General features: G+C 74.8%; 20 protein-coding genes and 1 pseudogene. 8 read left to right on the top strand and 13 right to left on the bottom strand.

What is annotated here, in order from left to right:
• Positions 1–19 precede the first annotated feature (19 nt).
• The 3 genes from ACFVHB_RS17995 to ACFVHB_RS17985 all read right to left on the bottom strand — a co-directional run bounded on the left by ACFVHB_RS17995 (position 20) and on the right by ACFVHB_RS17985 (position 3,504).
• The gene (locus ACFVHB_RS17995; protein WP_380322449.1) at positions 20–1,744 is read right to left on the bottom strand and encodes a flavin monoamine oxidase family protein; all 1,725 of its coding nucleotides are present in this window, start codon (positions 1,742–1,744) and stop codon (positions 20–22) included.
• Positions 1,745–1,902: 158 nt separating this feature from the next.
• Entirely contained in the window at positions 1,903–2,520 is a 618-nt protein-coding gene (locus ACFVHB_RS17990) for a hypothetical protein (RefSeq protein ID WP_380322446.1), read from the bottom strand.
• Positions 2,521–2,616: 96 nt separating this feature from the next.
• Positions 2,617–3,504 (bottom strand): LLM class flavin-dependent oxidoreductase, encoded by an 888-nt coding sequence (locus ACFVHB_RS17985; RefSeq protein ID WP_380322444.1) that lies wholly within the window; start codon positions 3,502–3,504, stop codon positions 2,617–2,619.
• A 286-nt stretch (positions 3,505–3,790) separates the two neighbouring features.
• Here ACFVHB_RS17985 and ACFVHB_RS17980 point away from each other — a divergent pair, with 286 nt between their 5' ends.
• Positions 3,791–4,246 carry an iron chaperone gene (locus ACFVHB_RS17980; protein ID WP_380322441.1) on the top strand — a complete coding sequence of 152 codons (456 nt, stop codon included), beginning with the start codon at positions 3,791–3,793 and terminating at the stop codon, positions 4,244–4,246.
• A 34-nt stretch (positions 4,247–4,280) separates the two neighbouring features.
• On the opposite strand, the gene ACFVHB_RS17975 is transcribed toward ACFVHB_RS17980, so the two are convergent.
• Complete coding sequence (locus ACFVHB_RS17975; RefSeq protein ID WP_380322438.1) at positions 4,281–7,112, bottom strand: ATP-binding protein; 2,832 nt, start codon at positions 7,110–7,112, stop codon at positions 4,281–4,283.
• Between the two features lie 148 nt (positions 7,113–7,260).
• On the opposite strand from ACFVHB_RS17975, the pseudogene ACFVHB_RS17970 reads away from it, so the two are divergent.
• Together ACFVHB_RS17970 and ACFVHB_RS17965 are read left to right on the top strand one after the other, a co-directional pair.
• Positions 7,261–7,614 (top strand): annotated as a pseudogene (locus ACFVHB_RS17970) (VOC family protein); the annotation flags it as partial.
• Positions 7,600–8,067 carry a pyridoxamine 5'-phosphate oxidase family protein gene (locus ACFVHB_RS17965; protein WP_380322594.1) on the top strand — a complete coding sequence of 156 codons (468 nt, stop codon included), beginning with the start codon at positions 7,600–7,602 and terminating at the stop codon, positions 8,065–8,067. The pseudogene ACFVHB_RS17970 and the gene ACFVHB_RS17965, both read left to right, overlap by 15 nt.
• 240 nt (positions 8,068–8,307) lie before the next feature.
• On the opposite strand, the gene ACFVHB_RS17960 is transcribed toward ACFVHB_RS17965, so the two are convergent.
• Entirely contained in the window at positions 8,308–8,490 is a 183-nt protein-coding gene (locus tag ACFVHB_RS17960) for a hypothetical protein (RefSeq protein ID WP_380322435.1), read from the bottom strand.
• Positions 8,491–8,639: 149 nt separating this feature from the next.
• Between ACFVHB_RS17960 and ACFVHB_RS17955 the strand changes: the two genes are divergently transcribed.
• The 3 genes from ACFVHB_RS17955 to ACFVHB_RS17945 all read left to right on the top strand — a co-directional run bounded on the left by ACFVHB_RS17955 (position 8,640) and on the right by ACFVHB_RS17945 (position 11,093).
• On the top strand, positions 8,640–9,131 hold the full coding sequence (locus tag ACFVHB_RS17955) for a hypothetical protein (RefSeq protein ID WP_380322432.1): 492 nt from the start codon (positions 8,640–8,642) through the stop codon (positions 9,129–9,131).
• Positions 9,132–9,212: 81 nt separating this feature from the next.
• Positions 9,213–10,151: a hypothetical protein gene (locus ACFVHB_RS17950; RefSeq protein WP_380322429.1), complete on the top strand. Its 939-nt coding sequence runs from the start codon at positions 9,213–9,215 to the stop codon at positions 10,149–10,151.
• A 117-nt stretch (positions 10,152–10,268) separates the two neighbouring features.
• Positions 10,269–11,093, top strand: coding sequence for an HAD family hydrolase (locus tag ACFVHB_RS17945; RefSeq protein WP_380322426.1), 825 nt, complete (start codon positions 10,269–10,271; stop codon positions 11,091–11,093).
• 51 nt (positions 11,094–11,144) lie between these two features.
• On the opposite strand, the gene ACFVHB_RS17940 is transcribed toward ACFVHB_RS17945, so the two are convergent.
• The 4 genes from ACFVHB_RS17940 to ACFVHB_RS17925 form a co-directional block, all read right to left on the bottom strand.
• Complete coding sequence (locus ACFVHB_RS17940; RefSeq protein ID WP_380322423.1) at positions 11,145–12,965, bottom strand: GAF domain-containing protein; 1,821 nt, start codon at positions 12,963–12,965, stop codon at positions 11,145–11,147.
• Positions 12,966–13,032: 67 nt separating this feature from the next.
• Entirely contained in the window at positions 13,033–16,542 is a 3,510-nt protein-coding gene (cydD, locus tag ACFVHB_RS17935; protein ID WP_380322420.1) for a thiol reductant ABC exporter subunit CydD, read from the bottom strand.
• A gap of 4 nt (positions 16,543–16,546) precedes the next feature.
• Entirely contained in the window at positions 16,547–17,572 is a 1,026-nt protein-coding gene (gene cydB / locus ACFVHB_RS17930; protein ID WP_380322417.1) for a cytochrome d ubiquinol oxidase subunit II, read from the bottom strand.
• Between the two features lie 10 nt (positions 17,573–17,582).
• Positions 17,583–19,127, bottom strand: a complete 1,545-nt coding sequence (locus ACFVHB_RS17925) for a cytochrome ubiquinol oxidase subunit I (protein WP_380322414.1) — start codon at positions 19,125–19,127, stop codon at positions 17,583–17,585.
• A gap of 372 nt (positions 19,128–19,499) precedes the next feature.
• On the opposite strand from ACFVHB_RS17925, the gene ACFVHB_RS17920 reads away from it, so the two are divergent.
• A complete protein-coding gene (locus tag ACFVHB_RS17920; protein WP_380322411.1) occupies positions 19,500–20,312 on the top strand; it encodes a nucleotidyltransferase domain-containing protein in 813 nt (270 codons plus the stop codon).
• Positions 20,313–20,325: 13 nt separating this feature from the next.
• On the opposite strand, the gene ACFVHB_RS17915 is transcribed toward ACFVHB_RS17920, so the two are convergent.
• Entirely contained in the window at positions 20,326–21,204 is an 879-nt protein-coding gene (locus ACFVHB_RS17915) for an oxidoreductase (RefSeq protein WP_380322408.1), read from the bottom strand.
• A 57-nt stretch (positions 21,205–21,261) separates the two neighbouring features.
• On the opposite strand from ACFVHB_RS17915, the gene ACFVHB_RS17910 reads away from it, so the two are divergent.
• Entirely contained in the window at positions 21,262–21,939 is a 678-nt protein-coding gene (locus ACFVHB_RS17910; RefSeq protein ID WP_380322406.1) for a DNA-binding response regulator, read from the top strand.
• Here ACFVHB_RS17910 and ACFVHB_RS17905 read toward each other — a convergent pair.
• The 3 genes from ACFVHB_RS17905 to ACFVHB_RS17895 form a co-directional block, all read right to left on the bottom strand.
• Entirely contained in the window at positions 21,917–22,528 is a 612-nt protein-coding gene (locus ACFVHB_RS17905) for a Uma2 family endonuclease (RefSeq protein WP_380322403.1), read from the bottom strand. The two genes, ACFVHB_RS17910 and ACFVHB_RS17905, sit on opposite strands and share 23 nt — an antisense overlap.
• A 131-nt stretch (positions 22,529–22,659) precedes the next feature.
• Positions 22,660–24,162, bottom strand: coding sequence for a sensor histidine kinase (locus tag ACFVHB_RS17900; protein ID WP_380322400.1), 1,503 nt, complete (start codon positions 24,160–24,162; stop codon positions 22,660–22,662).
• 11 nt (positions 24,163–24,173) lie between these two features.
• Entirely contained in the window at positions 24,174–24,950 is a 777-nt protein-coding gene (locus ACFVHB_RS17895; RefSeq protein WP_380322397.1) for a response regulator transcription factor, read from the bottom strand.
• Between the last annotated feature and the right edge of the window lie 345 nt (positions 24,951–25,295).

Here is a 25,295-nt window from a genome sequence, read left to right as displayed (position 1 = left end):
GCCGCGCCCCCCGCCGCCGCTACGCGCCGATCGCCGCCAGCACCTCCCCGGCCGCCCGGGCGCCCTCTGCGGCGCCGCCCTCCATGTAGCCCTGGAAGTCGTACGAGGTGTGCTCGCCGGCGAAGTGCAGCCGGCCCTGCGCGGTGCCCTCGTACCCGGCCCAGCCGGTCAGGTAGCCCACCGGCCAGTAGGAGTAGGCGCCGTACGAGTACGGGTTGAGGTGCCAGGCGGAGAGCGTGGCCCGCCCGTTCCAGGCGGCGGACGTCCCGGGCCAGAGCACGTCGATCTGGCGCAGGTAGCGGCCGGCGAGCTCCCGGGTGTACGGGACGGAGGCGTCGGTGAACGCGGCCGGCGGGGTGAGCCCGCGGGCCGGCGAGCCGCCGCCGTACTGCACCAGGATGCCGGTGTCGCCGGGCTGTCCCTTGGTGACGTCCCAGGCCTGCTGGAACGGCAGGTCGGCGAAGCACTCGCCGCCCGAGACGCCGGGCCAGGGGCCGGTGCCGCGCCAGGGGCGGTCGCCGAACTGCATGTTGAGCTTGGTGCAGGCGCCCATCCGCATGTTCCGCAGCACCCCGGTCATCATCGGGTCGAGGCCGGCCCGGGAGAGGTCGACCCGCTGCTGGAGGACCGGCAGCGGCAGCGCCAGGATGGTGTGATCCGCGGTGACGGTGCGGGTGCCGCCGCCGTCGAGGTCGAAGGCGAGCGTCTGCGAGCCGTCCGCGTTGCGGGTGACGGCGGTCAGCGTGTGTCCCGGCCGGACGGTGCCGGGCGGCAGCGCACCGGCGATGGCGTACGGGAGTTGGTCGTTGCCGCCGGTGATGTGGAACCGCTCGTCGGAGCCGCCCCAGATGTTGAAGTCGCCCGGCTGGGCCTGCCAGGAGAGCATCAGCAGCAGGGCGAACGCGGACTGGTCGGCGGTGTCGGCGCCGTACTCGACGGCGTAGGCGACGTCCAGCAGGGCCCCGAGCCGGCTCGAAAGCCCGCCCGGCACCCGGGAGTCGATCCATTCCCGGACGGACATCCGGTCCAGCCGGACGGCGCCCTCGCTGTGACTGTTCCAGGTCGGGCCGGCGCCGCCGTCCTGGACGTCGGCCTTGATCAGCTGCCAGATCTGCTTGAAGTCCTCGTCGGCCCGGGCCCGCGGGTAGTAGCCGCCCTGGAACCAGAAGTGCTGCTCCGCCTGCGAGCCGTACGCGGCGGCCACGTCGGTGGTGCCGAGCCCGAACCGCTGGCAGAGCTGCCGCACGGTGTGGTGCCCGGTGTCCACCAACTCGCCGCCGTACTCGGACACCTGGCCGTTGAGCCAGAGCCCGGGCCGGGTCACCCCGCCGCCCGAGTACATCCGGCCGCCGATCCGGTCCGGGTTGGCCTCGTAGACGGTGGCGGCGATGCCCTTGTCGGCCAGCGTGAGGGCGGCGTTGAGGCCGGAGATGCCGGCGCCGACGACGGCGATCCGGGGCGACGGGCCGACCGGTCTGTCGAGTCCGGCCCGCCGCTCCGCGTCGGCACTCGGACCGGTGCCCTGCGCCCGGGCCGGACGGGCGCCGGTGAGGCCGTAGGCCGCCGCGCCGAGGCCGAGGGCGGCCGCCCGGGCGAGCAGCCGGCGCCGGGACGGGCCGTCCGGCTCGGCCCGCGCGTCGTCGCGCAGCCCGCGGTACTCGCCGACCGGCATCCGCAGCCGGTCGGCGGTGGCCTGGTCGGCGGCCAACTTCCCGAGGAGGCGGGCTTGTTCGGAACGCGGCATGGGGGGAGTCCTTCCGTGACGGGGGCGGCCGGCCCAGTGTGCTGGGCGGCCTCCCCGTCACGGCAGGAGCAGCGTGTAGCCGGGCCCGGCAAAGGCTTGACGGGCTGTCATCGTGCGCCGTCGGCGCCGGCGGGCTATGGGCTCCCGGGGGTCCGCGGTCAGGAGTGGGCGCGCTCGGTGACCTCGACGACCTTGCCCGAGGAGTCGATCGCGATCTTGTAGTCGCCGCCCGAGCACGGGTAGAAGCCCTTGGTGCTGGTCGGGTCGGCGAGGCACTCGTTGATGTGCTTCACCAGGTCGGCGACGTTGACGTCCTTCGGCGGCACCATGACCGAGTTGAGGTGGCCCTTGACCGTCGCCGCGAACGGCGCGTTCTTGTCGGCGCCGGTCGGCTCGAAGACGACGTCGTTGACGCCGCACGCGGTCTTGGTGTCCTTGTAGACCAGCGTGGTCGTGGTCGTTCCCTTGGCCGGGTAGACCCACTTCTGGCCGGCGGGCAGCGGCGCGGCGTCGCAGAAGCCCTCCGGCTCGCCGCTCGCCCCGGCCGAGGGCTTGCCCGAGGGCTTGGCCGTCCCGGCGGGCTGACCGCTCGCGCTCGGCTTGGCCGTCGCGCCGCCGGTGGCGCCGCCGGCCGGAGCCGCGCTGGCCGAGGCGGTCGGCGCGGCCGGGCCGCTCCCGCCGGCCCGGTCCGAGGAGTTGTCCGGCCCGCAGGCGGAGAGCCCCAGGACGGCGGTGGCGACCAGACCGGCGCCGAGCATTCTGGTGAAGGTGGACATGCGAAAAGAACCCCCGTTTAACACATGATCAGATTGTGAGGTGCGGCGGAAAGACTAGCGCCTCCCGCCGTCACCCCCTCCGCCACCGAGCCCGGGTCAGCCCAGCTGCGCCAAGCCCTCGGTGGCGATCCGCTCGAAGACGGCCTGGTCGGTCGCGAAGACCGAGTCCGGCACCGGCCAGTGGATCACCAACTCCGTGATCCCCAGCTCCTGGTACCGGCCCGCCCAGTCGACGAACGCGTCCACCGAGGCCAGCGGCTGCTCCGCCGTCGAGCCCTGCAGCAGCACCTTCTCCAGCGTCGCGACGTCCCGGCCGGTCGCCTCGCAGGCGGCCGTCAGCTTCTCGATCTGCTTCGCGATCACCTCGGGCGCCTGCTCCGGCGGCACGTCCGCCGGCCCGCGCGGGTCGCCGTACGTCACCCAGCCCTGCCCGTACTCGGCGGCCAGCTTCAGCCCGCGCGGCCCGGTCGCCGCGACGTAGAACGGCAGCCGCGGCGTCTGCACGCACCCCGGGATGTTCCGCGCCTCCACCGCCGAGTAGTACGTGCCCCCGCGCGTCGTGGCGTCGGTGCGCAGCAGCTCGTCCAGCAGCGGCAGGAACTCCCCGAACCGGTCCGCCCGCTCCTTGGGCGACCACGCCTCCTGCCCCATCGCGGTCGCGTCGAAGCCCGTCCCGCCGGCCCCGATGCCGACCGTGATCCGCCCGCCGGACACGTCGTCCAGCGTGATCAGCTCCTTCGCGAGCGTCACCGGGTGCCGGAAGTTCGGCGAGGTCACCAGCGTGCCCAGGCGCAGCCGCTCGGTGGCCGTGGCCGCCGCCGTCAGCGTCGGGACGGCGCCGAACCACGGCTCGTCCCGGAAGCTCCGCCACGACAGGTGGTCGTAGGTGTACGCGGCGTGGAACCCGAGGTCCTCGGCCCGCCGCCAGATCTTCTGTCCTTCGCTCCACCGGTGGATGGGGAGGATCACCGTGCTCAAACGCATGCCACCGACCCTACGGCAGCCGTCAGGACACGACCGCCGGGTGCCGGCCGGCTCCCGGTCGGATCCCATGCCGCAGCCGGCGTCGTCCGCGCGCGGTTCCGCCGTCGGCGGACCCCGATCGCGCTCGGCGCGGCCGTGCGGGTTCGGGGCTGCCACCGACCCGAGGTCCGTGGTGCTCTCCGTGGTCGGCACGGAGGCGGTGCGCACCCCTGCCGGAACAGACTGTGGTCACGGTGATCGGCCCGACGGACCGGGCCGATCACGACCGGCGACCGAAGGAGCGATCATGGCCGGCACCACCAGCACCAGCAACGCGTACGAGGGGTTCTCCGCGGAGGAGCGGGCCGCGATGAAGGCGCACGCCCTGGAGCAGAAGAAGGCGGCGCGCCCCGGCTCGCGTGCGGACAAGGCGGCGGAGGCGAAGCGGGACGTGCTCGCGAAGATCGCCGAGATGCGGGACTCGGACCGGATCATGGCCGAGCGCGTCCACGCCGTCATCACCGCCAACGCCCCGGCCCTCGCGCCGAAGCTCTGGTACGGGATGCCCGCCTACGCGCTGGACGGCAAGGTGGTCTGTTTCTTCCAGAGCGCGGAGAAGTTCAAGTCGCGCTACGCGACGCTCGGTTTCAGCGACCAGGCGAAGCTGGACGAGGGCTCGATGTGGGCGGCCGGCTTCGCCCTGACCGAGGTGACGCCCGAGGTGGAGGAGCGGATCGTCGAGCTCGTGCAGCGGGCGGTGTGAGCCGCGGCGCGTGCGTGACTCGGCCGCGGCGCGGCTACCGGACGGCCATCGGCGCGAGGCCCAGGCCGGCGAGCGCACCCGCGCCGCGGGCGGCGTGCTCGCCGCCCGCGAGGATCAGGGTCCGCGCCGACTGGTAGCGGCAACCGGCGGCGTCGAACACCCCCGCGGTGGCGACCAGCCGTTCCCCGTCACCGTCGAGCAGTGCCGCCGCACGCTCCACGAGGGCGGTGGCGACCGGGTTGCCGGCCACGGCGGTCCGGGCCTCCGCCAGGCGGGCGGCGGCGTCGGAAGCCCCGACGAGCACGGCGGCTTCGGCGCGCAGCGCCACGTACCAGTGGAGCCAGATCCAGGTGGTCCACTGCCGCACCTCCCCGGGTTCGGGGGCCATCCGTTCCAGTGCCGCCCCGGGCCGCCCCTGGTGGAGCATGAGGATCGCGTCGAAGACCGCGCCGTACCCGCGGGTGTTCCACGGCGAGGGGTCGACCTGATCGAGCACCGCGCTCCAGTCGCGCCGGGCCTCCCGGTCACCGCGCAGCCCGTGGACCGTCGCCATCGCCGCCGCCGGCGGACCGAGGACCGCCCGGGCGGGGCTGCCGGCCCGCTGCCACGCGTCGCGGAAGCGGACGCCGACGGTGAGCGCCTCCTCGGCCTCACCCGCCAGCACGTCGGCCACGAGGAGCCAGCCCGTGGCCCGGTGGCCGACCTCTGCCAGCTGCGGATGATCCGCGAGCCGCCGTGCCCACCGGCGGGCGCCCGGCAGGTCCCCCACGCCGAGGCCGGCCTCGGCGGCTTCGCCGAGCGCCTCGATCAGCTCATGGGTGTTGGCCGGGCCGTCCGGTGCGGCCGAGATCAGCTCGACCCGGCGCCGCGCCGTCGTCGCCGCCGCGAACGCGTCCCCGGCCCAGCTCAACGCGCCGGCGAGGGTGTCGAGCGCGGCGGACTCCGCGAGCGGATCCCCCGCGAGGTGAGCGAGCTCGACCGCTCGTCCGGCGGACGCGATCGCCTCCTGGGCGGTCACCCCGCCCGGGCTCCACGCCGCGCCCGTCGCCCCGGGAGGGGCGTCGGCCATGCCCTGCGCGGCGCCGATCGCGTGGGTGAGCGCCCGTCCGGCCTCGGCCAGCGCGGCCGCGGCCCGGGCGGCGGGATCGTCGCCGGCCAGTTCCCGCGCCTCGGCGATGAGCGCGTCGGCCTCCTCCGGCGGGAGCTGCCGCACGAACTTGCTGGAGAACCGGTAGGCGTTGCTGGCGGCGGCCGCCAAGTCGCGGGCGGCCGCGGCGGCGTCGCCCGACCGGCGTGCGACGTCGGCGGCCGCGCGGTTCAGCCGGTGCATGTCGTCACCGTGCAGGCGGCAGCCGGCCACGGCCGCGGCGTGCCGGAGCATCGACGCCGTGTCGGCCGGAGTGGTCGCGAGCGCGGCGGCCTGCTCGTACCGCTGCTGGGACTCGCCGATCAGATGGCGGGTGAAGGCCAGCTCCGCCATGCCGCGGGCGAGGCGGTAGGCGCCCGCGCGCCGCTCCGGTCGGTGCTCCGCCCACGCGAGGGCGGCGCGCAGCTCGTCGGCCACCCGGTCGAACCGGGCCCGCCAGTCCGCTCGTTCCCCCGCCAGGTCGGCGCTCTGGGCAAGGCACCAGTCGAGGTGCCGGGCGCGGGTGTCGTCCAGCTCACCGGCCTCGGTGAGGCGGTCGGTCCCGTACTGGCGCAGCGTTTCCAGCGCCCGGTAACGGGTCCCGCCCGGGGAGGGCGTCACCGTCAGCAGGCTCTGCTCGGCGAGCCGGGCCAGTCCGTCGACCACGGTCGCCCCGTCGAACCCGGCGACCTCCGCCGCCGCCGCGGCGGTGAACGGCGTCACGAACACCGACACCCGGCGCAGCAGTGCCCGGTCGGCCGGGTCCAGCAGGTTGTGGCTCCAGTCCAGCGCCGCCCGCACCGAGCGGTGCCGGTCCTCCGCGCGGGAGCCGCCGGTGAGCATCCGCAGCGGATGGGCCAGGGCGGCGGTGATGCCGTCCAGCCCGAGCGTGGGGTAGCGGGCGGCGGCCAGCTCGATCGCCAGCGCCATGCCGTCCAACCGTCCGCAGATCGTCGCGATCTGGTCGTACAGGGGAGGATCCAACGGCCAGCCCACCGACGCCGCCCGGTCCATGAACAACGCCACCGCGTCCGAGCCGCCGTCACCGTCCAGCGACAGCGGCGGGACCGGGTACACCCGCTCGAACGGCACCATCAGCCGGGACCGGCTGGTCACCAGCACCCGCACCCGAGGGCAGGCGGCCAGCAGCCGTTCGAGGAAGAGCGCCGCCCCGTCCACGACGTGCTCGCAGTTGTCCAGCACCAGCAGGACGTGACGGTCGGTCAGCGCGGCGGTCACGGAGTCGGCCATGTCGCGGCCCAGTTGCTCGCCGAGACCGAGCGCCTCGGCCACCGCGGTCGCGACCATGCCGGGATCGGTGACCGGGATCAGGTCGACGAACCACACCCCGTCGGCGAACTCCTCGGCCGCGTCCGAGGCCACGGTCAGCGCGAGCCGGGTCTTGCCGACCCCGCCGGGACCGACCGCGGTCACCTGCCGGTGCTCCTTGAGCAGCGCGGCCAGCGCGGCCCGCTCGCCCACCCGGCCGATGAACGAGGTCAGCCGCGTCGGCAGCGCGGGTGCCGGACGCGACCGGTCGGGGCGGGCCCGTTCGGACGCGCGCCGGGCGAGCATCCGCCGATCGGGGACCTCCAACTTGCGCAGCAGCGAGGAGACGTGGGTCTCCACCGTGCGCACCGAGATGAACAGCCGCGCCCCGATCTCGGCGTTGCTGAGGTGGTCCCCGACCAGCTCCAGCACCTCGGCCTCGCGACGCGAAATCCCCGCTGCTGCTCCCATGGGCGCCATTGTGGCGCACGCCCCTCCGCGCTCCCGCTCGGTGGTCGTCTCCGTGGTCACCACGGATGCCGGCCGCCCCTGCCGGGCGGGACGCTGTGACGGCACACGGAACGGGTCGATCGCGGCCCACGACCTCAAGGGAGCACCCATGACCGGCCCGTCCACCTCGGGAATCAAGACCGTGCTCCACCCGGTGTCCGACCTGACCAAGGCCAAGGCGGTGTACGCGGCCCTGCTCGGCGTACCGCCGCGCAACGACTCGCCCTACTACGTCGGCTTCGAGGCCGGGGGCCAGCACATCGGGCTGGTGCCGGGCGGCGGACCACAGGCGATGACCTCGCCGGTGACGTACTGGCACGTCCCGGACATCCGGGCGACACTGGCCGCGGCGACGGCGGCGGGCGCGACCGTGACCGAGCCCGCGCACGAGGTCGGCGGCGGTCGTCTGGTGGCCACGGTCACCGACCCCGACGGCAACGTCCTCGGCATCCTCCAGGACCAGGCGGGCGCCACCCCTCGCTCCCGTGCCCGGCGCCGGCTCGACACCGAGCACCGGCTCGCCCACGACGTCGACGTCTGGGTGGCCACCGCCTCCACCGACGGCGCGCCGTACCTGGTGCCGCTGTCCTTCGACTGGGACGGCGTGGCACTGCGGGTGGCCACCCCCGCGAACAGCCCCACCGGCCGGAACCTGGCCGCCGCCGGGACCGTCCGGCTCGCACTGGGCCCCACCCGCGACGTCACCATGATCGACGGCACCGTCGAGGCCGTCGACCTCGACGCCCTCCCCCAGGAGCAGGGGGACCGCTTCGCCGCACGCACCGGCTTCGACCCGCGCACGCTCACCACGCGCTACCGCTGGTTCCACATCACCCCGCAGCGCGTCCAGGCCTGGCGCGAGGAGAACGAACTGACCGACCGCGAGCTGATGCGGGACGGCCGCTGGCTCGCCTGACGCGGTCCGGCCCCCTCGGGCGCGTACCCGAGCATGCTCGGCCCATGTCAGGAACCACGCGCATCACGGTCACCCTCCCGACGGAGCAGGTGGCCGAGCTGAAGAAGCTCACCGACAACGAGGGGAACGAGCCCGGACGTTCCTCCGCCGGCGGTCACGGCTCGGGCGGCGACGGGTGCGCGGCGTGGCGGCCGAGGGCCTCGGTGCGCCGTCGGGTCCGGTCCCGGGGGAGGGCAGGCGCTACGGGTGCGGGCGGGTGCGCTGGGCGGGGAAGGGGATCGGTACCGCGCGGCGGCGGGCGAGCTCGGCGAGGGTGTCGAGGAGGATGTCACCGATCAGGACCGGGTCGCGCCGGGTGTCCGGCGTCCACGGCCGGTCGGGCACGGCGGTCGGGCGCTCGTCTTCGAGGTGGCGAGGTGGCATGGCTCTTCCTGCCGACGGGGTGGCCGTAGCCGGTCATGCCCGGCCGCCCGCGGCACAACACCCCGGGCCGGGGTGAATCGGCCGGAAACCTCGTCCCGAGGGCCGAAAGCTACCCGGCGGACATACGGGTTGGGGGTATCGTCTGCCGCATGACGGCGAACGGGCGGCGGAGCGGGGGGCGCGGCGGGCGGGCAGCGGCCCGGCTGCCGCTGTTCTGCGCGCTGCTGGCCGGGCTGTTCCTGATGCACGGCTCGCCCACCTCGGCGGGCGGCTGCCACCAGCCGGAGCCGACGGCCGCGGCCGCCGTGGCCGTCGCCCCGGACGGCACCCCGGGCTCCCCCGGGCACCACGCCGCCCCGGCCACCGAACCCGTCGCCGACCCGGCGGCCGCCCCGGCCACCGCCCGCGCGCTGGCCGCGCCGGGCACCGCGCCCGAGGCCGGCCACCCCGCCGTCTCCTGCGTGTCCACCCGCGACCGGGACGGCGCCGGGCTGCCCGCTCCCGGGCCGGCGGCCCTCGCGGTGACCGCCGTACTGCCCGCCGCCCTCGCCGGCCCGCACCGCCGGTCCGCCGACGGACCACGGGCACCGCCCGCCGCCGGCCGACGGCTGCTGCTCCGGATGTGCGTCGCGCGGACGTGACCGGGCCCGCGCCGGACCTCCCGGAAGGAGGCCCGGGCGCGCCGCGTCCTGCCCGAAACACACCGGAAGAGAACCCACCCCATGTCCTCGCACACCCGCAACCGCCGTACCCGCAACCGCGCCCTCGCCCTCGCCGCCGCGGCCGCCGCCCTCTCGCTGGCCCTCGCCGCCTGCGGCTCCGACGCGATGAGCGGGATGGACCACGGCGCCGGCGCGGCCGCCACCAGCGCGGCGAGCGGCGGCCACCAGGGCCACCAGATGCCCGGCGGCGACGCGGCCGCCACGGCCGCCGCGGCCGGCGGTGCCCCGGCCGCCGAGCGGAACGGCTACCGCCTGACCTCCACCACCGGGACGCTCACCGCCGGCTCCCCGGCCGAGTACCGGTTCGGCATCACCGGCCCCGACGGCACGCCGGTCACCGCGTTCCGGACCGACCAGACCAAGCGGATGCACTTCTACGCGATCCGCTCCGACCTGACCGGGTTCCAGCACATCCACCCGGAGATGGCCGCTGACGGCACCTGGACCGCGCCGCTGGCCGCGCTCACCGCCGGCACCTGGCGGGTCTACGCCTCGTTCATCCCGGACGCCGGCGCCGGCCAGGGCAACGGCCTGGTGCTCAGCAGCACGGTGACCGTCACCGGCGAGGGCGCGGCGGCCGTCGCCGAACTGCCGGCCGCGACCGGCAGCGCGACGGTGGACGGCTACACCGTCGCGGTCGAGGGCGCCCCGGCCGCCGGAAAGGCGGGCGAGCTCGAGGTCACCGTGAGCAAGGACGGCCGGCCGGTCACCGACCTCCAGCCGTACCTGGAGACCTTCGCCCACCTGACCGCCTTCCACGCCGGCGACCAGGCCTTCGCCCACCTCCACCCGGAGGCCAAGGCCGAGGCGGGCGGCACCGGCGGGCCGACCCTGGCGTTCCACGCCGAGCTGCCGGCGAGCGGCGACTGGCGGCTGTTCCTGCAGTTCCAGACCGGCGGCCAGCTGCACACCGCCGCGCTGACCCTCAAGGCCGGCTGACCCGGCCCGCACCGGGAGGCCGCCCCCGGCGGTGGCCTCCCGGAGGCGGCGGCCTCCCGACCACGGTGGCCTCCCGGCGGCGGTGACCTCCCGGCGGCGGTACGCGAAGATGGTCCGGTGACCACACCCCGCACCGCCCCCCGCCTGATCGCCACCGACCTGGACGGCACCCTGCTCTGCGCCGGCGGCACCGTCACCGCGCGCACCGCCGCCGCGCTGGCCGCCGCCGAGGCGGCCGGCGTCCACGTGGTGTTCGTGACCGGCCGGCCGCCGCGCTGGATGCAGCAGGTCAGCCCGCACATCGGCGGCCACGGCGTGGCGATCTGCTCGAACGGCGGCGCGGTGGTCGACGTGCACCGGGGCGAGCTGCTGGAGTCGTTCCCGCTCGACGCCGGGACGGCCCTGGAGGTGGTGGCGGCACTGCGGGCGAAGCTGCCCGGCACCGCCTTCGCCTTCGAGTACCCGGCCGGGTTCGCCCGCGAGCCCGGGTACGAGGTGCCGATGTGGGGCCAGGACGAGGACCACCCGGTCGGCCCGGCCGAGGAACTGCTGGGCGCCTGCGGCACGGTGCGCGGCCTGTTCAAGCTGCTGGCCAAGCACCCGGACCTCGACCCCGACAAGCTGCTCACCGAGGCCCGCGAGGCGGCCGGCCACCTGGCCGAGATCACCCGCTCCGCGCCGATCCCGCTGCTGGAGATCAGCGCGCCCGGCGTCACCAAGGCCAGCACGCTGGCCCGCTGGTGCGCCGGGCGCGGGATCGACCGGAGCGCGGTGGTGGCCTTCGGCGACATGCCGAACGACCTGGAGATGCTGGCCTGGGCCGGCACCGCGTACGCCGTCGCCAACGCGCACCCGCAGGTGCTCGCGGCGGTGCCGCTGCACACCGTGAGCAACGAGCAGGACGGCGTCGCCGCGGTGCTGGAGGAGCTCCTCGGCCGCTGAGCCGGCCCGGGGCCCGGTTGCCCGCAGCGGCCGTTGACCGCCGACGGCCCCTCAGAGCCGGGCGGTCCAGCGCACCATCGTCCCCTTCCCGTACGGCCCCGGCTCGTGCCAGGCGTCCCCGCCGAGCGCCTCGGCCCGCCGGGCGAGGTTGCTCAGGCCGCTGCGCCGGCCGCCGGGCGGGATGCCCACGCCGTCGTCGGTGACGGTGAGCAGCACCCCCGGCCGTCCGGCCCGGTCCAGCGACTCCGGGTCGCCGCTCACCGGGCGGCCCGCGTCGTCCAGGTGCACCGTCGCGTCGACCTCCACGCCGACCCGGGAGGCCCGCGCGTGCCGGGCCGTGTTGGAGAGCATCTCCCGCAGGGCCGCCAGTAGTTGACGGCCGGTCTTCTCGCCGACCAGGCTCTCCACCGGGCCCGTGAAGGTCATCGAGGGCTTGAAGCCGAGCGCCGCCGCGGCCTGGCTGCCCTCCCGCAGGACCCTGGTCCGCAGGGTGTCCGGCGCGTCGCCGTGGTTGTCGTGCTGGAGCGCGTAGATGGTGGTGCGGACCTCCTGGATGGTGGCGTCCAGTTCGTCCACCGCCTTGCCGATGCCGACCTTCACCTCGGGGACGACGGACCGCCGGGCGGCGCTCTCCAGCATCATCCCGGTGGCGAACAGCCGCTGGATCACCAGGTCGTGGAGGTCGCGGGCGATCCGGTCGCGGTCCTGGAAGACTGCGAGGCGCTGCTGGTCCCGCTGGCCCTCGGCGAGCCGCAGGGCGAGCGCCGCCTGCGAGGCGAAGGTCTCGGCGAGCTGCTTCTCCGCGTCGGTGAACGGCACCGCGCCGCGCGAACGCCAGACGCAGAGGCCGCCCAGCACCCGCCCGGCGGCGATCATCGGCACCGCCATCGACGGGCCGAAGCTGCGGGCCAGCCGGATCACCACGGTCGGGTCGCTGGACATGTCGTCCAGGTAGACGCTCTCGCCCTTCAGCAGCCGGGTGGCGAAGCTGTCCGGCGGCAGCAGCTCGCCGCGCACGAACTCGGCGGCCTCCCCGGAGGCGTGGGCCACCCGCAGCTGTCCGTCGCCGTCGGCGCCGGCGGTCGGCAGCAGGATCATGCCGAGCGCGGCGTCGGCCAGCTCCCGCACCTGCTCGGCCGCGACGGTCAGCGCGACCTCCGCCTCGTCGGTGGAGAGCAGCGAGGTGGTGACGGCGGCCGCGCCCGCGATCCAGCGCTCGCGGCGGCGGCCCTCCTCGTACAGCCGGGAGTTCTCGATCGCGACGCCGGCCGCGGCGGCGAGCGCGTGCACCACCTGCTCGTCCTCGGGGGTGAAGGCGCCGCCGCCCTTCTTCTCGGTGAGGTAGAGGTTGCCGAACACCTCGTCCCGGATCCGGATCGGCTCGCCGAGGAAGGTCCGCATCTGCGGGTGGTGCGGCGGGAAGCCGGTGGAGCGCGGGTCGGTGCCGAGGTCGGCGAGGCGCAGCGGCTCCGGCCGGTCGATCAGCGCGCCGAGGACGCCCCGGCCGGTCGGCAGGTCGCCGATCTCGGCGGCGGTCCCGTCGTCGATCCCGACGTGGATGAAGTCGGCCAGGCCGTGCCCGCCGGGCGCGATCACCCCGAGCGCCGCGTACCGGGCGTCGACCAGTTCGGCGGCGCCGGTGGCGATCCGGTGCAGCGTGGCGTGCAGGTCGAGGCCGGCGCCCACCGAGACCACGGCCTCCAGCAGGCGCTGCATCCGGTCGGTGACGGCGGCCGCAGACTGGAGCCGCTCGGCCACCTCGGTGACCAGCGTGTCCAGCCCGAGCGAGGAGATCTCGGGCACCCGGTGGGGCGTCGGGTCCGGGGCCGGGCCGGGTCCGGCGGCGGGGGGCGGGTCTGGCGTGGGGTCCATGAGGACGAGCGTAGTTTGTACGGTTTTCCACCGAAGGGCGGCACGAGGGCCCGGGGGCTCCCGACGATCAGGCCACGGCCGCGACGACCAGGCCGTCCGCCTCCCGTTCGCGGTCCCGCATCGCCCGCAGCCGGCCGTCGGGCCGGGCCAGCAGCGCGGACCAGGTGCCGCGCTCGGCCACCCGGCCGCCGTCCAGCACCAGCACCTCGTCCACCGAGGCGTCGTCCAGACCGGCCAGCCGGTGGGTGATCAGCACGGTGGTCCGGCCGGCCGTGGCGGCCAGCAGGTCGGCGGTGAGCGCGTCGGCGGTGGGCAGGTCGAGGTGCTCGGCCGGCTCGTCCAGGACCAGCACCGGGAAGTCGGCCAGCAGCGCCCGGGCGAGCGCGAGCCGCTGGCGCTGGCCGCCGGAGAGCCGGGCGCCGTGCTCGCCGACCATGGTGTCCAGACCGTCCGGAAGGGTCTCGGTCCAGTCCAGCAGCCGGGCGGCGGCGAGCGCGGCGCGCAGCTCGTCCTCGCCCGCCCCGGGCCGGGCCAGCCGCAGGTTCTCCCGCAGCGAGCTGTCGAAGACGTGGGCGTCCTGGGCGCAGAGCCCGATCACCCGGCGGACGTCCTCCCCGGACAGCTCCCGGCTGTCCACAGCCTGTGGACGGCCGGCGGCGAACGTCACGCTGCCCGCCGTCCCGTCCAGGAACCGCAGCAGCGCCAGGGCGAGCGTGGTCTTGCCCGAGCCGGACGGGCCGACCACCGCGATCCGGCGGCCGGGCGCGAGGTCGAGGTCCACGCCGGCCAGCGCGTCCACCGCCTGCCCGGGGTGCCGGACGGCCAGGCCCCGGACGGCGACCGGGAGCGGCTGCTCGGGCAGGGCCGCGGGCGCGGCCGGCTCGGCCACGACGGGCGGCGCGTCCAGCACCTCGGCCAGCCGCGCCCCGGCGGCCCGGCTGCGCCGGCGGGCCTGCACGGCGAGCGGCATCCCGGTGACGGCCTCGAAGGCGGCCAGCGGGGTGAGCACCACCACCGCCAGGCAGACCGGCGCCAGCGCGCCGTCCCGCACGCCCTGGACGCCGACGGCCGCGGCGGCGGCCACGGTCAGACCGGTGAGCAGCGCGATCAGCCCGGTGCCGAGCGCCGTGGTCGCGGCGGACCGGGCGGCCAGCCCGGTCAGCGCGGCGTCGGCGGAGCGGACGGCGGCCAGCCGGCCGGGCAGCGCCCCGGCGACGGTGAGCTCGGCCGTCCCGGTGAAGGTGTCGACCACGGCGGTGGCCAGCCGGCCCCGGGCCGGCGCCTGCCGCTGCTCGGCGTCGGCCGACCAGCGGGCGGCCAGCGCGGGCACCACCGCCCCGGCCAGCAGCAGCCCCAGGCCGAGCACCAGTCCGGCGGCCGGCAGGAAGGCGGCCATCGCGACGGCGGCGGCCAGCGACACCACGGTGGCGACGGCGGCCGGCAGCCGCCAGCGCAGGTGGTGGTCCTGGATCGCGTCGACGTCGGCGACCAGCCGGGAGAGCAGGTCGCCGCGCCGGAAGGCGGGCAGCCCGGCCGGGGCGAGCACGGTGAGCCGGCGGTACACGGCGGCCCGCAGCGTGCCCAGGGTGCGCAGCACGGCGTCGTGCGAGACCAGCCGCTCGGCGTAGCGGAAGACGCTCCGCCCGATGCCGAAGGCGCGCACCGAGGTGACGGCCATCATCAGGTGGAGCACCGGCGGCAGTTCGGAGGCGCGGGAGATCAGGTAGCCGGAGGTGGCCATCAGGGCGACCGCGCTGCCGAGGGCGAGCGCGCCGAGCAGCACGGAGAGCGCGAGCCGGGGCCTGAACCCTCCGGCGTCCTCGGCAGCGGGGCCGGCCGGGGCCTCCTGGGCCGGCACCGGCCGGCCGCGGTGCGGGGCGGGCGCCGGCGCCGGCGTGGCGGCCGCGGGCAGCGCGGGCCCCGCCAGCCGGACCTGCTCGTCGGCCGCCGCGAGCAGCGCCGGCCGGTGCGCGACCAGCAGCACGGTGCGCGCCGGGTCGGCGGCCAGGGCCCGGACGGTGTCCACCACGGCCGCCTCGGACTCGCCGTCCAGGTGCGCGGTCGGCTCGTCCAGCAGCACCAGCGGCCGGTCGTCGGCGAGCAGCACCCGGGCGAGCGCCAGCCGCTGCCGCTGCCCGGCCGAGAGCCCGGCGCCGTCCTCCCCCAGCACGGTGGCGAGCCCCTGCGGCAGCCGCTGGACGAAGTCGAGCGCGTGCGCGGCCGCCAGCGCGGCCCGCAGCCGGGCCTCGTCCGCGTCCGGCCGGTGGAGCCGCAGGTTGTCGGCGACGGTGCCGGCGAACAGGTGCGGCTGTTGCGGCACCCAGGCGATCTGCCGGCGCCAGCTCGCCGGCTCCAGCTCGGCCAGGTCGTACGTCCGCCCGTCGGCGGCGGTGATCCGGACGCTGCCGGCGTCCGGCGAGGTGAGGCCGAGCAGGACGGCGAGCAGGGTGGACTTGCCGGCCCCGCTGGGGCCGGTCAGCGCGACGGTCGTGCCCGGGCGGAGGGTCAGCGCGGCACCGTCCAGGGCCGGCTCGGTGCGGCCGGGGTGCCGGACGACCAGGCCCTCGGCCGTGATCCCGGCGCCGGCCAGGGCGGGGGCGGGCACCGTCCCGGCGGCGGGCAGCGGGGTCTCCAGCACCTGGAACAGCTCGTCGGCCGCGGTCAGCCCCTCCACGCTGGAGTGGTAGAGCGCGCCGACCTGGCGGATCGGGGAGTACACCTCGGGGGCGAGCACCAGCACCAGCAGCCCGGTCTCCAGGTCGAGCGTGCCGTCCACCAGCCGGAACCCGATGGCGACCGCGACCAGCGCCACCGAGAGGGTGGAGAGCAGCTCCAGGGCGAACGAGGAGATGAAGGCGATCCGCAGGGTGCGCAGGGTCGCCCGGCGGTAGTCGGCGGTGATCCGGGCGATGCCGGCCGCCTGGGCGCGGGCCCGGTTGAACACCTTGAGCGTCGGCAGCCCGGCGACGACGTCGAGGAAGTGGTGCGAGAGCCGGGCCAGGGTGGCCCACTGGCGGTCCATCCGGGCCTGGGTGGCCATCCCGATCAGCACCATGAAGAGCGGGATCAGCGGCAGCGTCCCGGCGATGATCGCGGCCGAGGCGAGGTCGGCGCCGCCGATCCGCAGCAGCACGATCACCGGGACGACCACGGCGAGCGCCAGCTGCGGCAGGTAGCGGGCGAAGTAGTCGTCGAGCGCGTCGATCCCGCGGGTGGCGAGGGTGGTGAGCTCGCCGGTGCGCCGGCCCGCCAGGTAGGCCGGGCCGAGCGCGGTGGCGTGGTCGAGCAGCCGGCGCCGCAGGGTGGACTTCACCCGGGCGACGGACCGGTGCGCGGTCAGCTCGGTGAGCCAGCCGACCAGTCCGCGGCCGGCCGCGGTCAGGGCCAGCAGCACCAGCGGGGTGGTCAGTTCGCCGAGCGTGGCGCGCTGCTGGAAGCCGCGCACCACGATCTCGGCGATCAGGCTCGCCTGGGCGACCACCAGGGCCGCACCGGCCGCGCCGAGGAGCACCGATCCGGCGAGGAAGGCACGGGTGGCGCGGGCGTGTCCGAGCAGGCGCGGGTCGACCGGCTTCACGGCGTCAGACCTGCGCGGGAGCGGCGGCCGGGGCGTGCCCGGGGATGTGCTGGACGCCGATCCGCTTGCGGAACACCCAGTAGGTCCAGCCCTGGTAGAGCAGCACCAGCGGGGTGAAGACGGCGGCCACGACGGTCATCAGCTTCAGCGTGTACGCCGAGGAGGCCGCGTTGGAGACGGTCAGGCTCCAGTTCGCGCTCAGGGTGGACGGCATCACGTCCGGGAAGAGCGAAAGGAAGAGCATCGCGACCGCGGCCACGACGGTCGCCCCGGAGAGGACGAACGCCCAGCCCTCCCGGCCCAGCTGGTTGGCCACCAGCGCGCCGGCCAGGGCGGCGACCGCGGCCACCAGCGCCACCAGGCTCCGGCCGTTGCCGCTGTCGGCCTGGGTCCAGACCAGGAAGACCAGCGCCAGCGCCGCCGTCACCAGGCCCAGCCGCAGGGCCGCCGCCCGCGCCCGGCCGCGGATGTCGCCGACCGTCTTGAGCGCGGCGAACACCGCGCCGTGGAAGGTGAACAGGCTCAGCGTGACCAGGCCGCCGAGGAGCGCGTACGGGTTGAGCAGGTCCCAGACGGTGCCGACGTAGTTCTTGTGCCCGTCGATGGCGACGCCGCGGACGATGTCGGCGAAGGCCACGCCCCAGAGGAAGGCCGGGAGCAGCGAGGTCCAGAAGATGGCCTCCTCCCAGTTCCGCTGCCAGCGCGGCTCGGGCCGCTTGGCCCGGTACTCGAAGGCGACGCCGCGCACGATCAGGCAGACCAGGATCACCAGCAGCGGGAGGTAGAAGCCGCTGAACAGCGTCGCGTACCAGTCGGGGAAGGCCGCGAAGGTGGCGCCGCCGGCGGTCAGCAGCCAGACCTCGTTGCCGTCCCAGACCGGGCCGATGGTGTTGATCAGCACCCGCCGCTCGGCGGTGTCGCGGGCCAGCGGCTTGGTCAGGATGCCGATGCCGAAGTCGAAGCCCTCGAGGAAGAAGTAGCCGATCCACAGGACCGCGATCAGGACGAACCAGACGTCGTGGAGGTGCATTGTCGGATCCTCAGTAGGCGAAGGCGAGCGGCTTGTCGGCGTCGTCGTCCGAGGACGGGCCGCGCAGCGACGGGTCCTCGGCGGGGGGCCGCTCGGTGGTGACCGGGCCGGCCTTGGCGTACTTGACCAGCAGCCGGACCTCGATCACGGCGAGGACGGCGTACAGCGCGGTGAAGGTGGTCAGCGCGCCGATCTGGGTGCCGACGGAGACGTTCGGCGAGACCGCGCTCGCGGTGGTCATCAGCCCGAAGACCGCCCAGGGCTGACGGCCCATCTCGGTGAAGACCCAGCCGAAGCTGTTGGCGATCAGCGGGAAGCCCATGGTCAGGATGCCGATCCGCCAGCTCCACCCGGTGAGGAACGGGCCGAGCTCGCGCTTCGGCGTGAGCATCAGCCGCGGCACCTCGGTCTCGCCGGTGCGGAACGCCGGCGCCAGGAGGAACTTCCGCCTGGTCGTCCAGAGCCCGACCACCCCGGCCATGAAGGAGGTCATCCCGAAGCCGATCATGAGGCGGAAGCCCCAGTAGGTGACGAAGATGCTCGGGATGTAGTCCTTGGGGTCGCCGCCGTACCTGGCGGCCTCGGCGTTGGCGGTGTCGTTGATGCCGGGGACGGACGAGCTGAGGTCGCTGTTGGCGAGGAAGGACAGTATCCCGGGGATCTCCAGCTCCACCGAGTTGTGGCCCTTGCCGACGTCGCCGACCGCGAAGACCGAGAACGGCGCCGGCGCCTGGCTGTCCCAGAGGGCCTCGGCGGCGGCCATCTTCATCGGCTGCTGCTCGAACATGACCTTGGCGAGCGAGTCGCCGCTGAGCGCGGTGCCCAGGCCGAAGACGACGGCGAGGACCAGGCCGAGCCGCAGCGAGGTGCGCATCACCGCGGTCCTGGCCGGGTCGGCGGTCTCGGGCCGGCGCTTGGCCTTCCAGAGGTGGAAGGAGGCGATGCCGACCATGAAGGCGGCGCCGGTGAGGAAGGCGGCGGTCAGGGTGTGCGCCACGACGGTGAGGGTGGTGTTCTGGAACAGCACCTTCGTGATGTCGGTGAGCTGCGCCTTGCCGGTGGCCGGGTCGACCGAGTAGCCGACCGGGTGCTGCATCCAGGAGTTGGCGGCCAGGATGAAGTAGGCGGAGAGCACGGTGCCGAGCGAGACCATCCACATGCAGGCGCAGTGCAGCTTCCTCGGCAGCTTGTCCCAGCCGAAGATCCACAGCCCGATGAAGGTCGACTCGAAGAAGAAGGCGATCAGCGCCTCCATCGCGAGCGGGGCGCCGAAGACGTCACCGACGAACCGGGAGTAGTCCGACCAGTTCATGCCGAACTGGAACTCCTGGACGATGCCGGTGACCACGCCCATCGCGATGTTGATCAGGAAGAGCTTCCCCCAGAACTTGGTGGCGTGGAAGTACTTCTCCTTGTCCGTCCGCACCCAGGCGGTCTCCAGCCCGGCCACGACGGCGGCCAGGCTGATGGTGAGCGGGACGAAGAGGAAGTGGTAGACGGTGGTGATGCCGAATTGCCATCGCGCGATGGTCTCGTGAGCGATTGCCAGTTCCACGTCGCCCTCTCTCCAACCGACCGGTAAAGGTCTCGTTCCGGACAAACTTCACAAACGTCATCTTCAGCCGAAGACCGCAGCTCAACGGCGCAAGCTTGTCCGCTTGTGAACGTGAACACGTTCACAAAGCCCAGTATCCAACATGCTTACGAGTGAATTGCGGGCGGGGTGGGGTTGACCGGCGGCGATGCCGTGCGCACAGTCTGCGATCCGTCCACGGCGGCCACAACGAGCGGCCGGGCGAGTGCGCGGGAGATCTTGGCCGATCCGGCGCTTGACAGCCACCGGACCGGCCGAGCCGTCCTACCGGCCGGAGTGCGGCCACGCCCCTCCCGGCAGGCCGGGACTCCGGGGGTGCCAGACTCCCTTCCCATGCGGACGATCATCGAAGGGATGGCCGGGGAGCTCGCGGGGGTACCGGGGGTGGTCGGGGTGGTCCTCGGCGGCAGCCGGGCGCGCGGGGAGCACCGGCCGGAGTCGGACTGGGACCTCGGCGTCTACTACCGCGGCGACCTGGACCTCGACGCGCTGCGGGCCCTCGCCGGGCCCGGCGTCGAGGTGGCCGGACCGGGCGACTGGGGGCCCTGGGTCAACGGCGGGGCCTGGCTGACGGTCGACGAGGTCCCGGTGGACTGGATCCTGCGCGACCTGGACCGGGTCGAGCGGATCTGGGCGGACTGCCGGGCCGGCCGCTACGAGGTGGGCGTCCAGGCCGGGCACCCGCTCGGCTTCTGGTCCCCCTGCTACCCCGGCGAACTGGCGCTCGGCCAGGTCCTGGCCGACCCCGGCGGGGAGCTGACACGGCTCCGGGACGAGCTGGGCGGCTACCCCGAGCCGCTGCGGGCGGCGCTGACCGCCGGCACCTGGGAGGCCGACTTCCTGCTCGCCGGCGCCGCGAAGGGCGCGGCCCGCGCCGACACCCTGTACGTCGCGCTCTGCCTCTCCCGCGCCGTCGGCGTCCTGGTCCAGGCCCTGTACGCGGACGCCCGGCGCTGGTGCCTCAACGAGAAGGGCGCCTTCGACGTCGCCGCCGCCCTCCCCGGCGCCCCGGCCGGCTTCGGCCCCCGCGCCCGCGCCCTGCTCGCCGCCCCCGGAGCCACCCCGGAGGAGCTGACCGCCACCGTCGCGGCCGCCCGCACGCTGGTCGACGACACCGTCACCGCCCTCCGGGCGTCCGCGGGATAGCGCCCTGAGGTGCCTACCTGCCGGCGAGGGCGTCCAGTTCGGCCAGGTCGGCCCGGTCCAGGCGCAGCGAGGCGGCGGCGACGTTCTCCTCCAGGTGGGCCGGCGAGGAGGTGCCCGGGATGGCCAGGACGGTCGGCGCGGCCGACAGCAGCCAGGCCAGCATCACCTGCGCCCGGGTGGCGCCGTGCCGGTCGGCGACCCGCTGGAGGACCGGGTGGTCGGGGATGCCGTTGCCGCCGATCGGGTAGAACGGCACGAAGCCGATGCCGCGCCCGGCGCAGTCCGCCAGCAGCGCCGCGTCGTCCGCGCCGTGCTCCAGCACGCTGAACTTGTTCTGCACCGCGACCACCGGGGCGATCGCCTCCGCCTCGGCGAGCTGGGCCGCGTTCACGTTGCTGACGCCCAGGTGCCGGATCAGCCCCTCGTCCCGCAACTCGGCCAGCGCGGCGAAGGGTTCGGCGATCGACGTCTGACTGGGCATCCGCCGCAGGTAGACCAGGTCGAGCCGGTCCACGCCCAGCTCGCGCAGATTGCGGTGGACGGCCTCGCGCAGCCCGGTCCGGTCCGCCGGGTTCATCCAGGTGCCGTCGGGGAAGCGGCCCGGGCCGACCTTGGTGGCGATCACCAGGTCCTCCGGGTACGGGTGGAGGGCCTCGCGGATCAGCGCGTTGGCGGAGACGTCCTCGTAGAAGTAGAACCACGCGGTGTCGATGTGGTCGACGCCGAGCTCGACCGCCCGGCGCAGCACGGCGCGGCTCTGCTCCGGGTCGCAGGCCGGGCCCTGCCAGTCCCGCATCGGCAGCTTCATCGCGCCGAAGCCCATCCGGGACACCGGCAGGTCGCCGCCGAGGAGCAGGGAGCCGGACGCGGTGACATGAGGTGAGATCGTCATGGCATCAAGCCTCCGGCGCGCTCGCCAAGGCTCCGTCCGATCTGGCAGTTTGCTGCCATGAGTACCGATCAGATCATCACCCTGCGCGGTGAGCGCGAACTCGTCCAGCGGGTCGGGCACCTCTTCGTCGCCTCCCGCGAGGAGTTCCTGGTCGCCGCCGCCGACCTGGTGACCTGGTCCTCCGGCGTCAACGCCGCCTTCCGCGAGGGCAAACGGCCGCACGTCGTCCCCGGGCTCACCATGCGCAAGCTCTACACCCGGCGCGCGCTCGCCGACCCGGAGTCGCACCGGCGGCTGCTCCGGATCGCCGCCTCCGGCATCGAGGTCCGGATCTCCGACGGCCCGTTGGCCCGCGAGGCGATCATCATCGACCGCCGCACCGCGATCCTGGCCGGCGCCCCCGTCCGCGGCGTGCGCACGTTCACCGTGGTGCGGACGCCGGAGGTCGTCGACGGCGTGCGCACGCTCTTCCGCGCCACCTGGGAGGCGGCCACCGACCTCGCCGACTGCGCCGCCCCGCCGCTCCTCACCGACCAGGCCCGGCAGATCCTCGGCGCGCTGGCCGCCGGCCACACCGACGAGACCGGCGCCCGTCTGCTCGGCCTCTCCCTGCGCACCTACCGCCGCCGGGTCGCCGAGCTGATGACCACGCTCGGCGCCAACTCCCGCTTCCAGGCCGGCCTGCTGGCCCAGGGCCTGCTGGACGAGGGGATCAGTCCCGCCGCCCCCCGGTGATCTCCGGCCCGAGCACGAACCCCTTCACCGGCCCCTCCGGGATCACGGCTTCGCCCCCGTACGGCGTCCGCTCCGAGCGGGCGTAGGCCCCGCGCTCGGCGTCCGGACCGGTGAAGACGGTGACGGCGCCGCCGTCGTCGAAGTCGTCGATGATCACGTACACCGGGATGCCTGCGGTCGCGTAGGCGCGGTGCTTGAGCACGAGGTCGCGGCGGCGGGCCTCGGCACCGGGGGAGACGGTCTCGACCACGAGGGCGACGCCGGAGGCGAGGACGCCGAGGCCTTCGGGGTGCTCGATCTCGTCGGCGTCATCAGGCGCCACGAAGACATCCGGAATGAGCACTTTGAGTCCAGCGATCACGTTCCCGTCCTGGGCGGGACCAAGCCCGCTACCGCCCAGGTACCTGTCCAGGGCCCGGCTCAGCCTCCGGTTGACGCTGAAATGGCGGTGCCCGCCCGTGGGTGACATCTCGATGGCCCCCTCAATGATCTCCGCCCGGAAGCCCTCCGGAACGTCCATGGCCTTCCACACCTGCCACAGCGCCTGGTCCAGGTCCACGACGGTCTCCTCGGCTACGAGCGCGGTCATTGAGACACCTCTTTCCCGTCCAGTGTGGTCGGCTCGTGCCGTCTGCAACAAGCCGCACCCGTACGGTCACACACGACCGGGAGCCCGGGTGGGTGAGGGCCAGAGGTTCACCCGATCAGGGGTTCACCCGATCAGGGGGTTTGGCGCTGGTGGGGGAGTTCCACGCGGAAGGTGGCGCCGGTGCCGGGGGTGGTGCGGAGGGTGAGGGTGCCGCCGTGGGCGTGGGTGAGGGCGGTGGCGATGGCGAGGCCGAGGCCGGCGCCGCCGCCGTCGTGGCGGCTGCGGGAGGCGTCGACGCGGTAGAAGCGGTGGAAGACCAGGGCGGCCTGGTCGGCGGTGAGGCCGGGGCCCGAGTCGGCGACCTCCAGGAGGCAGAGGCCGTCGGTGGCGCCGACCCCGATCCGGACCGGGGTGCCGGGCGGGGTGTGCTTGACGGCGTTGCCGACCAGGTTGGTGACGACCTGCCGCAGCCGGGCCTCGTCGCCGAGGACGGGGGCCGGGCCGGGGGCGCCGGAGCCGTCGGGGCCGGTGAGCGCGACCGGGCGGGACGGGTCGAGCGCGGTGAGGTCGTGCAGGGCGTCCGCGGCGAGGGTGCGCAGGTCCATCGGGGCGAGGTCGAGCGGGCGTTCCTCGTCCAGCCGGGCGAGCACCAGCAGGTCCTCGACCAGGGCGCCCATCCGGACGGCCTCGTTCTCGATCCGGGCCATGGTCCGGGTGACGTCCGCCTCGGTGGGCAGCGCGCCCATCCGGTACAGCTCGGCGAAGCCGCGGATGCCGGCCAGCGGGGTGCGCAGCTCGTGCGAGGCGTCGGCGACGAACCTCCGCATCCGCGCCTCCGACTCGGCGCGGGCGGCGAACGCGGCCTCGATCTGGGTGAGCATCCCGTTGAGCGCGATGGAGAGCCGGCCGACCTCGGTGCGCGGCGGGAGCGCCGGCATCCGGTGCGAGAGCTCGCCGGAGGCGATCAGTTCGGCGCCCTGTTCGATCCGGTGCAGCGGCCGCAGCCCGGCCCGCACGGCGAAGAAGCCCAGTGCCGCGATGAGCAGCAGCACCGCGCCGCCGATCCCCAGGAAGGAGGTGCGCAGCCGGCCGACGGTGGTGTCGATGTCCTCGCGCGAGACCGCGACCATCAGGTACGCGGGGGTGGGGGCCGGTGCGGCGAACGCGCTGGCGGGGGCGGACGGCCGCTGGAGCGGCAGGAGCAGCGCGCGCCAGGTGTTGCGGCCGCGCTGGTCGGGCAGGTCGAACGGGGTGGCGGCGGCGGTGCCGGCGGGGTTGAGGCCGGCCAGTTCCGGCGCGGGGTCGTTCTCGGAGACGGGCTGGCGGACCACCTGCTGCACCCGGCCGTCGGCCGACAGGTACTGGACCAGGTACTGGCTGGGCAGCGCGGCCAGGTAGTTGGGGGTGCCCCGCTTGCTGGTCACGGCCGGCTGCCGGTTGTCGGGCCAGGTGGTCCGGCCGGGGACGCGCTTGGACAGCGGTTCGGCGAAGCGCGTCAGCTGGTCGTCCAGCCGCTGGACCAGCTGCACCCGGACGGTCCCGAGCACGATGGTGTCGCTGACCGCGAGCCCGGTGGTGACCAGGACGAGCGCCAGGACGAGCAGGCGGGCGCGGAGCGACAGCCGGGTGAGCATCGGGCGGGCCGTCAGTTCTGCGGCGGGCGGCGCAGCGCGTAGCCGATGCCGCGCACGGTGTGGATCAGCTTGGGGCCGTGGGCCGGGCCGGAGTCGAGCTTGCGGCGCAGGTAGGAGATGTAGGACTCGACGATGGAGAGGTCGCCGCCGAAGTCGTACGCCCAGACGTGGTCGAGGATCTGCGCCTTGGAGACCACCCGGCCGACGTTGGCCATCAGGTAGTGCAGCAGCTTGAACTCGGTGGGGGAGAGCGCGACGGGAGTGCCGCCGCGGGTGACCTCGTGGGCGACCGGGTCGAGAGTGAGGTCGGCGACGACCAGCCGGCCGTCCTCGGCGGGGCCGCCGGCCCGGCGCAGGATCGCCCGGATCCGGGCGATCAGCTCCTCCAGGCTGAACGGCTTCGTGACGTAGTCGTCCGCGCCGGCCGCGAGGCCCTGGACCTTGTCGCCGACGCCGTCCTTCGCGGTGAGGAAGAGCACCGGGAGGTGGTCGCCGGGGTGGCCGTGCCCGGGGCCGGCGATCTGGCCGCGGGTGGTCTGCTCGCGCAGCCGCTCGACCACGGTGAAGCCGTCGAGGTCGGGCAGCATGACGTCGAGCACGACGAGGTCGGGGCGTTCGGCGGCGATCAGTTCGAGCGCCTCGGTGCCGCTGGCGGCGGAGGCGACCCGGAAGCCGGAGAAGCGCAGCGAGGCGGAGAGCAGCTCGCGGATGTTGGGTTCGTCGTCGACGACGAGGAGGAACGCCTCGCCCGGACCGCCGGCCACCGCGGAGGTTCCTGGTGTGGACACAGTGCCTTGCACGGGGGTTCCGCCTCCCGGTCGGACGATGACGTTCAGCAATGAGGCTAGCCCGCGGAGACTATGCGCCATCGATGAATGTTGGATTAACACCTTATCGGGCGGATTTGGGCGAACGAGCCCGCGGAGCCGGGCTCGGTGGTGTGCGCACGGGCCGGACGGGCCCGGGCGGGAGTGCGGGGCCCCCCCCCCCGCGGGGGTGGGGCCGGGGGGGGCCGGCGGCCGGGCGGGGGGGGGCGCCCCCCGGCCCCCGGGGCCGACCCCCGGGGGGGGTGGGGGTGGGTTGAAAAAAAAAAAGACCCCACCAAAACAACCAGTAAATGGGGATGTGTGGGG

The sequence above is a fragment of the Kitasatospora sp. NPDC127111 genome (assembly GCF_042677465.1).
In the GTDB taxonomy this organism is placed as follows: domain Bacteria; phylum Actinomycetota; class Actinomycetes; order Streptomycetales; family Streptomycetaceae; genus Kitasatospora.
The sequence above is the reverse complement of the archived record's forward strand: the minus strand, read 5'-3'. Positions and strand labels throughout refer to the sequence as shown.

What these genes read in the sequence shown, in the direction of transcription:
- ACFVHB_RS17980 (WP_380322441.1), top strand. Translation starts at nt 3,791, where the DNA reads ATGGCCGGCACCACCAGCACCAGCAACGCGTACGAGGGGTTCTCCGCG.
- ACFVHB_RS17990 (WP_380322446.1), bottom strand. Translation starts at nt 2,520, where the DNA reads ATGTCCACCTTCACCAGAATGCTCGGCGCCGGTCTGGTCGCCACCGCC.
- ACFVHB_RS17955 (WP_380322432.1), top strand. Translation starts at nt 8,640, where the DNA reads ATGACGGCGAACGGGCGGCGGAGCGGGGGGCGCGGCGGGCGGGCAGCG.
- ACFVHB_RS17905 (WP_380322403.1), bottom strand. Translation starts at nt 22,528, where the DNA reads ATGACCGCGCTCGTAGCCGAGGAGACCGTCGTGGACCTGGACCAGGCG.
- ACFVHB_RS17910 (WP_380322406.1), top strand. Translation starts at nt 21,262, where the DNA reads ATGAGTACCGATCAGATCATCACCCTGCGCGGTGAGCGCGAACTCGTC.
- ACFVHB_RS17995 (WP_380322449.1), bottom strand. Translation starts at nt 1,744, where the DNA reads ATGCCGCGTTCCGAACAAGCCCGCCTCCTCGGGAAGTTGGCCGCCGAC.
- ACFVHB_RS17975 (WP_380322438.1), bottom strand. Translation starts at nt 7,112, where the DNA reads ATGGGAGCAGCAGCGGGGATTTCGCGTCGCGAGGCCGAGGTGCTGGAG.
- ACFVHB_RS17985 (WP_380322444.1), bottom strand. Translation starts at nt 3,504, where the DNA reads ATGCGTTTGAGCACGGTGATCCTCCCCATCCACCGGTGGAGCGAAGGA.
- ACFVHB_RS17940 (WP_380322423.1), bottom strand. Translation starts at nt 12,965, where the DNA reads ATGGACCCCACGCCAGACCCGCCCCCCGCCGCCGGACCCGGCCCGGCC.
- ACFVHB_RS17960 (WP_380322435.1), bottom strand. Translation starts at nt 8,490, where the DNA reads ATGCCACCTCGCCACCTCGAAGACGAGCGCCCGACCGCCGTGCCCGAC.
- cydB (WP_380322417.1), bottom strand. Translation starts at nt 17,572, where the DNA reads ATGCACCTCCACGACGTCTGGTTCGTCCTGATCGCGGTCCTGTGGATC.
- ACFVHB_RS17950 (WP_380322429.1), top strand. Translation starts at nt 9,213, where the DNA reads ATGTCCTCGCACACCCGCAACCGCCGTACCCGCAACCGCGCCCTCGCC.
- ACFVHB_RS17900 (WP_380322400.1), bottom strand. Translation starts at nt 24,162, where the DNA reads ATGCTCACCCGGCTGTCGCTCCGCGCCCGCCTGCTCGTCCTGGCGCTC.
- ACFVHB_RS17920 (WP_380322411.1), top strand. Translation starts at nt 19,500, where the DNA reads ATGCGGACGATCATCGAAGGGATGGCCGGGGAGCTCGCGGGGGTACCG.
- ACFVHB_RS17915 (WP_380322408.1), bottom strand. Translation starts at nt 21,204, where the DNA reads ATGACGATCTCACCTCATGTCACCGCGTCCGGCTCCCTGCTCCTCGGC.